Annotated in this window: 13 protein-coding genes; 12 read left to right on the forward strand and 1 reads right to left on the reverse strand. The window is 66.6% G+C overall.

The features are described 5' to 3' along the window. Nucleotides 1-31 precede the first annotated feature (31 nt). The 8 genes from ribH to AC5Y39_RS10820 all read left to right on the forward strand — a co-directional run bounded on the left by ribH (nt 32) and on the right by AC5Y39_RS10820 (nt 7,710). Complete coding sequence (gene ribH / locus AC5Y39_RS10785; RefSeq protein WP_500017503.1) at nt 32-481, forward strand: 6,7-dimethyl-8-ribityllumazine synthase; 450 nt, start codon at nt 32-34, stop codon at nt 479-481. A gap of 21 nt (nt 482-502) precedes the next feature. Next, entirely contained in the window at nt 503-949 is a 447-nt protein-coding gene (locus AC5Y39_RS10790) for a PH domain-containing protein (protein ID WP_500017224.1), read from the forward strand. A gap of 82 nt (nt 950-1,031) precedes the next feature. After that, nucleotides 1,032-3,029, forward strand: a complete 1,998-nt coding sequence (gene uvrC / locus AC5Y39_RS10795) for an excinuclease ABC subunit UvrC (RefSeq protein WP_500017222.1) — start codon at nt 1,032-1,034, stop codon at nt 3,027-3,029. Continuing rightward, entirely contained in the window at nt 3,026-3,952 is a 927-nt protein-coding gene (rapZ, locus tag AC5Y39_RS10800) for an RNase adapter RapZ (protein ID WP_500017221.1), read from the forward strand. Before uvrC ends, rapZ begins: the two co-directional genes overlap by 4 nt. After that, nucleotides 3,949-4,974: a gluconeogenesis factor YvcK family protein gene (locus AC5Y39_RS10805; protein WP_499911876.1), complete on the forward strand. Its 1,026-nt coding sequence runs from the start codon at nt 3,949-3,951 to the stop codon at nt 4,972-4,974. The genes rapZ and AC5Y39_RS10805 overlap by 4 nt, the downstream gene beginning before the upstream one ends. Continuing rightward, on the forward strand, nt 4,971-5,948 hold the full coding sequence (whiA, locus tag AC5Y39_RS10810; protein WP_499912000.1) for a DNA-binding protein WhiA: 978 nt from the start codon (nt 4,971-4,973) through the stop codon (nt 5,946-5,948). Before AC5Y39_RS10805 ends, whiA begins: the two co-directional genes overlap by 4 nt. After that, the gene (locus AC5Y39_RS10815) at nt 5,948-6,793 is read left to right on the forward strand and encodes an alpha/beta fold hydrolase (protein WP_500017219.1); all 846 of its coding nucleotides are present in this window, start codon (nt 5,948-5,950) and stop codon (nt 6,791-6,793) included. The genes whiA and AC5Y39_RS10815 overlap by 1 nt, the downstream gene beginning before the upstream one ends. Before the next feature lie 212 nt (nt 6,794-7,005). Further along, nucleotides 7,006-7,710: an 8-oxoguanine DNA glycosylase OGG fold protein gene (locus AC5Y39_RS10820; RefSeq protein WP_500017501.1), complete on the forward strand. Its 705-nt coding sequence runs from the start codon at nt 7,006-7,008 to the stop codon at nt 7,708-7,710. Between the two features lie 147 nt (nt 7,711-7,857). On the opposite strand, the gene AC5Y39_RS10825 is transcribed toward AC5Y39_RS10820, so the two are convergent. Further along, nucleotides 7,858-8,205, reverse strand: coding sequence for a thioesterase family protein (locus AC5Y39_RS10825; RefSeq protein WP_500017217.1), 348 nt, complete (start codon nt 8,203-8,205; stop codon nt 7,858-7,860). A 103-nt stretch (nt 8,206-8,308) separates the two neighbouring features. On the opposite strand from AC5Y39_RS10825, the gene gap reads away from it, so the two are divergent. The 4 genes from gap to secG are packed head-to-tail and all read left to right on the forward strand — an operon-like array spanning nt 8,309 to nt 11,615. Further along, a complete protein-coding gene (gap, locus tag AC5Y39_RS10830) occupies nt 8,309-9,331 on the forward strand; it encodes a type I glyceraldehyde-3-phosphate dehydrogenase (protein ID WP_500017215.1) in 1,023 nt (340 codons plus the stop codon). 2 nt (nt 9,332-9,333) lie between these two features. Continuing rightward, complete coding sequence (locus AC5Y39_RS10835; protein ID WP_500017213.1) at nt 9,334-10,551, forward strand: phosphoglycerate kinase; 1,218 nt, start codon at nt 9,334-9,336, stop codon at nt 10,549-10,551. A 13-nt stretch (nt 10,552-10,564) separates the two neighbouring features. After that, entirely contained in the window at nt 10,565-11,371 is an 807-nt protein-coding gene (gene tpiA / locus AC5Y39_RS10840; protein WP_500017211.1) for a triose-phosphate isomerase, read from the forward strand. Between the two features lie 10 nt (nt 11,372-11,381). Continuing rightward, nucleotides 11,382-11,615 (forward strand): preprotein translocase subunit SecG, encoded by a 234-nt coding sequence (secG, locus tag AC5Y39_RS10845; RefSeq protein ID WP_500017209.1) that lies wholly within the window; start codon nt 11,382-11,384, stop codon nt 11,613-11,615. Nucleotides 11,616-11,628: the final 13 nt, after the last annotated feature.

An 11,628-nucleotide genomic window follows, 5' to 3' on the forward strand; every position in this document is an offset into this window, starting at 1 on the left:
CCTTGTGAGTCCGGCGCACGGCGTGCCGGACATGCCGGCGCTCGATGCGTCGGGTATGCGGCTGGCCATTGTCGCGAGCACCTGGCATCAGAAGATCTGCGATGCGCTGCTGGACAGCGCACGTCGCATGGCGTCGGACGCCGGTGTCCGCAAGCCGACGGTGGTCAGGGTGCTGGGTGCTATCGAAATCCCGGTCGTCGCACAGGAGTTGGCGCGCAATCACGACGCCGTCGTCGCGCTCGGCGTGGTGATCCGTGGGCAGACACCGCATTTCGACTACGTCTGCGACGCGGTCACGCAGGGCTTGACCCGGGTGTCATTGGACGCGGGCACGCCGGTGGCCAACGGCGTGTTGACCTGTGACACCGAGGAGCAGGCGCTGGATCGGGCCGGGTTGCCGTCCTCGGCCGAAGACAAGGGAGCGCAGGCCACGGCGGCGGCGCTGTCGACGGCGCTGACCCTGCGGCAGCTGAGGTCGTGACGGCGCTGAGGTCATGACGGCGTGACCGCGAAGTGGGACCTGCAGGTGCGGCCGCACCTGACCCCGTTGTTCGCCTACGTCGGGGCGGTCGTGATCTTGGCGGCGCACATCGCGGTGGGCGTGCTGTTGAAGATCGGTTCCACCGGGGTGGTGTTCCAAACCGCCGACCAGGTCGCGATCGCAGGGCTCGGCGTGGTGATCGCCGCCGTCGTGCTGTTGTTCGCGCGGCCGCGGCTGCGTGCGGGTGAAGCGGGGCTGGCTGTGCGAAATCTGCTCGGCGAGAAGCTGATTGGCTGGGCCGATGTGGTCGACGTGTCGTTTCCGCCCGGGGCGCGCTGGGCGCGCGTCGACCTGCCCGACGACGAGTACATACCGCTGATGGCGATTCAGGCTGTCGATAAGGAGCGCGCGGTCGCGGCGATGGACGCGGTGCGCGAGATCGTCGCCAAGTACCGGCCCCCGCAGTAGTCGCCGAAACGATATTCCACGCGGTCCCTACTCGCATTTCCCGCGCTCACGGCAGTCTCGGCGCCGGTACTAACCTGGTCAGGTGCCTGATCCCTCGACGTACCGGCCCGCCCCCGGGTCGATCCCCGTCGAACCCGGGGTCTATCGCTTCCGGGACACCCAGGGCCGGGTGATCTACGTCGGCAAGGCGAAAAGCCTGCGCAGCAGGCTGACGTCCTACTTCGCCGACATCACCAGCCTGCCGCCGCGGACCCGGCAGATGGTCACCACCGCGGCGAGCGTCGAGTGGACCGTCGTCACCACCGAGGTCGAGGCGCTTCAGCTCGAGTACAACTGGATCAAGGAGTTCGACCCCCGGTTCAACGTCCGCTACCGCGACGACAAGTCCTATCCGGTGCTCGCGGTCACCCTCAACGAGGAATACCCCCGGCTGATGGTGTACCGCGGGCCTCGCCGCAAAGGCGTTCGCTACTTCGGCCCGTACTCGCATGCCTGGGCGATCCGCGAAACGCTCGATCTGCTCACTCGCGTGTTCCCGGCCCGTACCTGCTCGGCCGGAGTGTTCAAGCGGCACAGGCAGATTGACCGCCCGTGCCTGCTTGGATACATCGACAAGTGCTCGGCGCCGTGCGTGTATCGGGTCAGCGCCGAGGAGCACCGCAAGATCGTGCTGGACTTCTGCGACTTCTTGTCGGGCAAGACCGACCGGATGATCCGCGACATGGAGCAGCGGATGAACGAGGCCGCGGCGGCGCTCGACTTCGAGAGGGCTGCGCGGCTGCGTGACGACGTCTCCGCACTCAAACGGGCGCTGGAGAAACAGGCGGTGGTGTTCGGCGACGGCACCGACGCCGACGTGGTCGCGTTCGCCGACGACGAACTCCAAGCCGCCGTGCAGGTGTTCCACGTTCGCGGTGGCCGGGTGCGCGGGCAGCGCGGCTGGATCGTCGAGAAGGCGTCGGGTCCAGAGGAATCGGCACACAAGGTGCTGGTGGAGCAATTTCTCACGCAGTTCTATGGAGAGCAGGCCGAATTAGACGGCGCGGCAGACGAATACACCAATCCTGTGCCGCGCCAGGTGCTGGTGCCGGTGCTGCCGGACAATGCCGACGAGCTGGCGGAGTGGTTGTCGGCGTTGCGCGGTTCGCGGGTGTCGCTGCGGGTGCCGCAGCGCGGTGACAAGCGAGCGCTGGCCGAAACCGTTGCGCGCAATGCGCAGGAGGCGCTCGCCCAGCACAAGCTGAAGCGGGCCGGTGACTTCAACGCGAGATCCGAAGCGCTGCAGAGCATTCAGGATGCGCTCGGGCTGGCGGAGGCGCCGTTGCGCATCGAGTGCGTGGACGTGAGCCATGTGCAGGGCACCGACGTGGTCGCCTCGCTGGTGGTGTTCGAGGACGGGCTGCCTAAGAAGTCGGACTACCGCCACTTCGCGATCCGGGAGGCGGCCGGCGGCGGGCGCTCCGACGACGTCGCGTCGATTGCCGAGGTAACCCGGCGCCGGTTCCGGCGCCATCTGTCAGAGGCACGCGTCCCGGACACGTCGCGCCGGTTCGCTTATCCGCCAAACCTTTTCGTCGTCGACGGGGGAGCTGCCCAGGTGAACGCGGCCCAGGCGGTGCTCGACGAACTGGGTATCACCGACGTTGCCGTGATCGGTCTGGCCAAGCGTCTCGAAGAGGTGTGGGTGCCGTCGGAACCCGATCCGGTGATCATGCCCCGCAACAGCGAGGGGCTGTTCCTGCTGCAGCGGGTCCGCGACGAGGCGCACCGGTTCGCGATCGCCTACCACCGCAGCAAGCGGTCGAAGCGGATGACGGAATCGGCGCTGGACTCGGTGCGGGGGCTGGGGGAGGCGAGGCGCAAGGCGCTGGTGGCCCACTTCGGTTCGGTGGCCCGGCTCAAGCAGGCGTCGGTCGAGGAGATCACCGCGGTGCCCGGCATCGGGGTGGCGACGGCACGTGCCGTCCTCGAGGCGCTCGGCGCCGACGACGCGAGGAACGAGACGGCAATCGCAGATTCGCCGGGAACCGACGCGGAGCCCGCCACGATGGGCGATGATCGAACCAGGGCATCCGGATGACAGACCAGGGCACAGGCGAAGAGCTGCGAGACACCTCCCGCGACGAGGCTGCGGCGAAGTCAGGGATCGACGTCGTCCTGGTCACCGGGCTCTCGGGTGCAGGGCGTGGCACGGCCGCCAAGGTGCTCGAGGATCTGGGGTGGTACGTCGCGGACAACCTGCCGCCGGAGCTGATCGCGCAGATGGTCGATCTCGGGCTGGCAGCCGGGTCGCGGATCACCCAGCTCGCGGTGGTGCTCGACGTGCGTTCGCGGGGATTCACCGGCGACTTGGAGTGGGTGCGAAAGGATTTGGCGACCCGAGGCATCTGGCCCCAGGTGTTGTTCTTGGAGGCGTCCGACGACATCCTGGTCCGCCGCTACGAGCAGGTGCGGCGCAGCCATCCGCTGCAGGGCGACCAGACGCTGGCCGAGGGCATCGCCGCCGAACGCAGGATGCTGGCCCCACTGCGGGAAGGAGCCGACCTGATCATCGACACCTCTACGCTGTCGGTGCGCGGGCTGCGTGAGAGCATCGAGCGGGCGTTCGGTGGGGAGGCCGTTGCGCACACCAGCGTCACGGTTGAGTCGTTCGGGTTCAAGTACGGGCTGCCGATGGACGCCGACATGGTGATGGACGTCCGTTTCCTGCCGAATCCGCACTGGGTCGACGAACTGCGCCCCCAAACCGGGCAAGCCCCGGCGGTGCGCGAATACGTGTTGGCTCAACCCGGTGCCGAAGAGTTTCTCGACACCTACGATCGACTGCTATCCCTCGTCGTCGAGGGATACCGACGGGAGGGGAAGCGTTACATGACCGTCGCCATCGGCTGCACTGGCGGCAAACACCGGAGTGTCGCGATGGCTGAGGCGCTGGCCGAACGGTTGCAACCGCACGACGAACTGTCGGTGCGCGTGCTGCACCGGGATCTGGGCCGCGAATGAGTCACCGCATCGTCGCGCTCGGTGGCGGGCACGGGTTGTATGCGACGCTGTCCGCCGCGCGCCGGCTGACCCCGCATGTCACCGCTGTGGTCACTGTCGCCGACGACGGCGGTTCGTCGGGCCGGCTGCGCAGTGAGCTGGACGTCGTACCGCCGGGTGACCTCCGAATGGCGTTGGCGGCCCTGGCTTCCGACAGCCGGTACGGGCGGCTGTGGGCCACGATCCTGCAGCACCGGTTCGGTGGCAGCGGCGCGCTCGCCGGTCATCCGATCGGCAATCTGTTGCTTGCTGGGCTCAACGAGGTGCTGGCCGACCCGGTGGCCGCGCTCGACGAACTCGGGCGCATCTTGGGTGTCAAGGGCCGGGTGCTGCCGATGTGCCCGATCGCCCTGCAGATCGAGGCCGACGTCGCCGGGCTGGAGTCCGACCCGAGGATGAGCCGGGTGATCCGCGGCCAGGTCGCCGTGGCGACGACTCCGGGAAAGGTCCGACGCGTTCGGCTGCTGCCCGGCGATCCGCCGGCCACCCGCCAGGCGGTGGATGCGATCCTGGCCGCGGATCTCGTTGTGCTAGGCCCGGGTTCGTGGTTTACCAGCGTGATTCCGCATGTGCTGGTCCCTGGTCTCGCGGCGGCGTTGCAAGCCACCTCGGCGCGTCGGGCGCTGGTGCTGAACCTGGCCGCCGAGCCGGGTGAGACGGCCGGGTTTTCTGCGGAACGGCATCTTCACGTGCTGTCACAGCATGCGCCCGGCTTCCGCGTCGACGAGATCATCGTCGACGCGGAACGCGTCCCCAGCGACCGCGAGCGGGACCAATTGCGGCGCACGGCCACGCTGCTCAACGCGGAAGTAAAGTTTGCTGACGTGGCGCGGCCGGGTACGTCCCTGCACGATCCGGCGAAGTTGGCTGCGGTGTTGGACAGCGTGCGAGTCCGCGCATCAGCGATGCCGATGGCACCCACGGTGCCGACCCCTGCGGCCGGCCGGTTAGAGGGACCGGGAGGTGACGACGCGTGGCGATGACCGCCGAGGTCAAAGACGAGTTGAGCAGGTTGGTCGTCAATTCGGTGAGCGCGCGGAAGGCGGAAGTTGCGGCGCTGCTGCGCTTTGCCGGCGGCCTGCACATCGTGGGCGGCCGGGTGATCGTCGAGGCCGAGGTCGATCTCGGCATCATCGCGCGGCGGCTCCGGAAGGACATCTTCGACCTGTACGGCTACAACGCCGTCGTACATGTGTTGTCCGCCAGCGGAATTCGTAAGAACACCCGTTACGTGGTGCGAGTGGCCAAAGACGGTGAGGCGCTGGCACGCCAGACCGGACTGCTGGATCTGCGCGGCCGGCCGGTGCGGGGGCTGCCGGCGCATGTGGTCGGCGGCAGTGTCGCCGACGCGGAGGCCGCCTGGCGCGGTGCCTTCTTGGCGCACGGCTCGTTGACCGAGCCGGGACGCTCGTCGGCCTTGGAGGTGAGCTGCCCGGGTCCGGAGGCGGCGCTGGCACTCGTCGGTGCGGCGCGGCGGCTGGGAATCAGCGCCAAGGCGCGCGAGGTGCGGGGCAGTGACCGCGTCGTGGTGCGCGACGGCGAGGCGATCGGGGCGTTGCTGACGCGGATGGGTGCGCAGGACAGCAGGCTCACGTGGGAGGAGCGGCGCATGCGCCGCGAAGTCCGGGCGACCGCCAATCGGCTGGCCAACTTCGACGACGCGAACCTGCGGCGGTCGGCACGCGCGGCGGTGGCGGCGGCGGCACGGGTAGAACGGGCGCTGGAGATTCTGGGCGACACGGTGCCGGACCATCTGGCTGCGGCGGGCAAGCTGCGAGTGGAGCATCGACAGGCGTCGTTGGAAGAGCTCGGCCGGCTCGCCGATCCGCCGATGACGAAAGACGCTGTCGCAGGCCGTATTCGGCGGTTGTTGTCGATGGCCGACAGAAAGGCCAAACAGGACGGCATCCCCGACACCGAGTCGGCGGTGACCCCGGATCTTCTCGAGGACGCATAGTGAAGCAATACCGCCGCGGCGAGCTGACGTTCGACTACCTCGACGAAGGGCCGGCCGACGGTCCGGTGGTGGTGTTGCTGCACGGCTTCCCCCAGTTCAACAGCAGCTGGAACGGGGTGATCGAGCGGCTGACACCGCGCGGCTACCGGTGCATCGCGCCGAACCAGCGTGGCTATTCGCCCGGCGCTCGGCCGCCGCGGCGGCGGGACTATCGCACACCGGAACTGGTCGAGGACGTTCGCGCGCTGATCGACACCGTGGGCGCTAGCCGGGTCCACCTCGTCGGCCACGACTGGGGTGCTCTCGCAGCGTGGGCGACAGCCGCGGAGCACCCTGACCGCCTGGCGTCGCTGTCGATTTTCTCCGTTCCTCATCCGGCCGCCTTCCTGAAGGCATTCGTGACGAGTCGCCAGGGTCTGGCGTCGTGGTACATGTACGTGTTCCAGCTGCCGTGGGCGCCGGAGCGATTGCTGCTCGGCCGCAAGCGTCAGGCCGCCGTGCTGGCGCGGTTCTTGCGACAGGCCGGGCAGACACCCGAAGCAGCTGAGCGGGACGCCAAGGCCATGGCCGAACCCGGCGTGCTTACGGCGGCGCTGAACTGGTATCGGGCGATACCGCTTAACGATTTCCGTGCGACCAATCAGAAGATCTCGGTGCCGACCCTGTACGTCTGGAGCGACGGCGACATCGCTCTCACCGAAAAGCCCGCGCGCGACACCGCCCGATATGTCAGCGGTGATTACCGCTTCGAAGTGCTGAGTGGTGTCTCACATTGGATCCCTGACCAGGAACCGGACAAGGCGGCCGAACTCCTGCTGGAGTGGTTCGAGGCGCATCCCGTCTAGACCGGGGGCTCATTTGGTGATAGTCGGGGCGGCTGCCAATCGGGTGGAGGCGACCGAACCCGGATTGCTTGGACAACTGGTAGCCCGAGGGCTTCCGCACGGATTGCTTATGAGCGCCATTGCCAGGACCTCCGATGCCGGTCACGGGGCGGTACGCGTCGCAATATTGCTCCGAGATGTCGGACGAATCGGGTAGACGTAGTGGCGTGAATATGAACGATCCGACATTGGGAATCGCGTTTCCGCCGGCGAAGCTGCGTTCAGCTGAAACCCAAGCACCGGCGACCGTCAATCCGGGCGTGTGGTCTAAGTACCCCTCAATGTCCGATGTGCGGCTACCCGCAGCAATCCGCCGGTCAGACCTTGCCAAGCTTGCAGCGAAAACGGACTGGCAAAGCGACGATGAGGTTCGACATTTGTTCGTGATGACAATGGCCTGGGGATCGGGCACTACAAACGGTCGGGGTCCGCGATACACCGAAGCGGCCCTCAGTAGTGCGGAAAAACCAGCCCTCGCGGCCCTGCGTGAAGCGCGAATTCGGCTACAGTCCGGCGAGATTGGAGCCGCATACGACTCTGTAGACCGGCTGGAAGGCATCGGGCCAGCATTCCTTACGAAGTGGCTATGGGTTGTCGGCACGACGGTGAAGACTGATCGACACGATGATGTCGTGCCGAAACACAATGGTCGGTATGACTGCACCCCTCTCATTCTCGACAGTCGCGTATGGCGCGGACTTCGTGGCCTCAACTGGGACAGTCGGCGTGCCGCTAACTCAAACCGGTGGAGCGACCGATACGTGGCGTACCTCAAAGCATGTGCAGCATGGGCGTTGCAGCTTAGAGACCAGCTTGGAGGCGAAACGAAGCCCGAAGACATCGAGTACTCACTGTTCATGTGGAACGAATCGAACTGAATCAGGCTGAGCTAGAGCCGTTTTCGAGATCATAACCGGGTGAGTGACTCGTCGAGCTCTGCCGCTACGTCGTCAGGCACGAGCTCCGTTTGATCGATTTGAGGCAACATGCCGACAGCTGCGGTCAGTGCGGCGGCTGCAGGTGCTTCAGCGCGCCAGGAACTTCTCCCGGTCGACGATCGCCCGGTCGATTTCGCCGACAGCAACCTCCTGACCCGAATCGTCGACGGCCCGAACCCGGAAGGTCAGACTCCGGCCGTCAGGCGCGGCAGGCGGCTCGGCGGAGACCTCGATGATCCCGCCCACCTTGGTCGCGCGCCGGTGCTCGACTCGTACCGCGGTCCCGACCGTCGTCTGGGTGGCCGCCGTGAACGGCGCGGACGCCAGGACCGTGGCCGCTTCCAGCCATGCGATCAACCGCGGCGTCGCGAGCACCGGAACGTCGCCGCTACCGACCCGCTCGGCGGTGTCGTCGTCGGTCACTTCGTAGCGCACGTCGACCACGTTAACCAGATCACTGCGGTCACCACCGGCCGCACGGCGAAAAGGCCCTCCCACTAGGCTGGCCGGGAGAAATCATCAGATCAAGGAGACAGACGTGACGGTCCGGATAGGTATCAACGGCTTCGGTCGCATCGGACGCAACTTCTACCGGGCCCTCGAAGCGCAGAAGGCCGAAGGCAAGAGCACCGACCTCGAGGTCGTGGCGGTCAACGACCTCACCGACAACGCCACCTTGGCGCATCTGCTGAAATTCGACTCGATTCTCGGCCGGTTGCCGCAGGACGTCAGCCTCGAAGGCGACGACACGATCGTCGTCGGCTCCAACAAGATCAAGGCCCTCGAGCTCAAGGAAGGCCCGTCCGCGCTGCCGTGGGGTGACCTCGGCGTCGACGTCGTCGTCGAATCCACCGGCTTGTTCACCGACGCCGCCAAGGCCAAGGGTCACCTCGAGGCAGGCGCGAAGAAGGTCATCATCTCCGCGCCCGCCAAGGGCGAAGACCTCACCGTCGTGCTCGGCGTCAACGACGACAAGTACGACGGCAGCCAGAACATCATCAGCAACGCGTCGTGCACCACGAATTGCCTTGGGCCGCTTGCCAAAGTGCTTCACGACGAGTTCGGCATCGTCCGCGGGCTGATGACCACCATCCACGCCTACACCCAGGACCAGAATCTGCAAGACGGCCCGCACAAGGACCTGCGCCGCGCTCGCGCCGCCGCGCTGAACATCGTGCCGACGTCGACCGGCGCCGCTAAGGCCATCGGCCTGGTGCTTCCCGAGCTGAACGGCAAGCTCGACGGCTACGCACTGCGCGTGCCGATTCCCACCGGTTCGGTCACCGACCTGACTGCCGAGATCTCCAAGTCGGCCAGCGCCGAGGACATCAATGCCGCGTTCAAGGCCGCCGCCGAGGGCAAACTCAAGGGCATCCTCAAGTACTACGACGCTCCAATTGTGTCCAGCGACATCGTCACCGACCCGCACTCGTCGATCTTCGACTCCGGGTTGACCAAGGTCATCGAGAACCAGGCCAAGGTGGTGTCCTGGTACGACAACGAATGGGGCTACAGCAACCGGCTCGTCGACCTCGTCGCGCTGGTGGGCAAGTCTCTGTAGACATGGCCGGCTTGCCAACTCTCGAAGATCTTCTGGCACAAGGGGTTTCGGGGCGCGGAGTGCTGGTGCGCTCCGACCTCAACGTCCCGCTCGACGACGACGGCCGTATCACCGATCCGGGCCGGATCACCGCGTCGGTGCCCACGCTGAAGGCGTTGGCCGACGCCGGCGCGAAAATCGTCATCACCGCGCATCTCGGTCGTCCCAAAAGCGGTCCGGACCCGAAGTTCTCGCTGAAACCGGTTGCCACGGCGCTCAGTGACGCGCTGGGCCGGCATGTCCAACTGGCCGGGGACGTCGTCGGCCCGGACGCGCTCGCCCGTGCCGAGGGTCTGACGGACGGCGACGTCCTGCTGCTCGAAAACGTCCGGTTCGACCCGCGGGAGACCAGCAAGAACGACACCGAACGGATGGCGCTGGCTCGTCAGCTCGCCGAACTCGTCGAGCCCGACGGTGCTTTCGTGTCCGACGGTTTCGGCGTGGTGCACCGCAAGCAGGCGTCGGTGTACGACGTCGCCACGCTGTTGCCGCACTATGCCGGCAGGCTCGTCGAGGCGGAAGTCAATGTGCTGCACCAGCTCACCAGTTCCACCGAGCGGCCCTACGCGGTGGTGCTGGGCGGATCCAAGGTCTCCGACAAGCTCGCGGTCATCGAACAGTTGGCCACCAAGGCCGACAGCCTAGTGATCGGCGGCGGCATGTGCTTCACCTTCCTTGCCGCACATGGGGTTTCGGTGGGCAAGTCGCTGGTGCAGCCCGAGATGATCGACACCTGCAAGGAACTTCTGGAAACCCACGCCGACGTCATCCATCTGCCGGTGGACATCGTCGTCGCCGACGAATTCAAGGCCGACTCCCCGTCGCAGACCGTCAGCGCAGGCCAGATCCCCGACGACAAAATGGGTTTGGACATCGGCCCCGAGTCGGTGAAGCGGTTCACCGCGCTGCTGTCGAACGCCAAGACCGTGTTCTGGAACGGTCCGATGGGCGTCTTCGAGTTCCCGGCGTTCGCCGCCGGCACCAAAGGCGTCGCCGAAGCGATCATCGGCGCCACCAGCAAGGGCGCCTTCAGTGTGGTCGGCGGTGGCGACTCGGCCGCGGCCGTGCGAGCGCTCGGCCTGCCCGAGGACGGCTTCTCCCACATTTCCACCGGCGGCGGCGCCTCCCTGGAATACCTTGAGGGCAAGACACTGCCGGGCCTCGCCGTTCTAGAAGAGTGAGAGGTACTCAATCGTGAGCCGTAAGCCGCTGATCGCTGGCAACTGGAAGATGAACCTCAACCACTTCGAAGCGATCGCGCTGGTGCAGAAGATCGCGTTCTCCCTGCCGGAGAAGTACTTCGACAAGGTCGACGTCGCCGTGCTGCCGCCGTTCACCGATTTGCGCTCGGTGCAGACGCTGGTCGACGGTGACAAGCTCAAGCTGACTTACGGCGGTCAGGACATCTCGCAGCATGACCAGGGCGCCTACACCGGAGAGATCAGCGGCGCGTTCCTCAACAAGCTGGGCTGCACTTACGTTGTGGTCGGGCACTCCGAGCGCCGCACCTACCACAACGAGGACGACGAGCTCGTCGCCGCCAAGGCCGCCGCCGCCTTCCGCCACCAACTGATCCCCATCGTCTGCATCGGCGAGCACCTCGAGGTCCGCGAGGCCGGCAACCACGTCGAGCACAACGTCGAGCAGCTGCGCGGATCGCTCGCCGGGCTGTCTGCGGACCAGGTCGCTCAGGTGGTGATCGCCTACGAACCTGTGTGGGCCATCGGCACGGGTCGGGTGGCCAGCGCGGCCGACGCCCAGGAGGTCTGTAAGGCGATCCGCGACGAGCTGGCCAAGCTGACGTCGCCACAGGTCGCCGAAGCGATCCGGGTGCTGTACGGCGGGTCGGTGAACGCCAAGAACATCGGCGACATCGTCGCGCAGGAAGATGTGGACGGCGCGCTGGTCGGCGGTGCATCCCTGGACGGCGAGCAGTTCGCGATCATGTCGGCCATCGCCGCCGGCGGCCCGCTGCCCGATCTGCCCGGTGAGAGACGGTAGGGTAGTGGCCATGGAGTTGACGCTGCAGATCCTGCTGGTGATCACCAGCATCTTGGTGGTGTTGCTCGTGCTGCTGCACCGCGCCAAGGGCGGCGGCCTGTCGACGCTGTTCGGCGGCGGCGTCCAGTCGAGTCTGTCCGGCTCGACGGTGGTGGAGAAGAACCTCGACCGGGTCACGCTGTTCGTGGTCGGAATCTGGCTGGTCTCGATCGTCGGCGTCGGCCTGATGATCAAATACAGCTGACAACAGCCACGGC

The organism is Mycobacterium sp. NGS39, assembly GCF_059812765.1.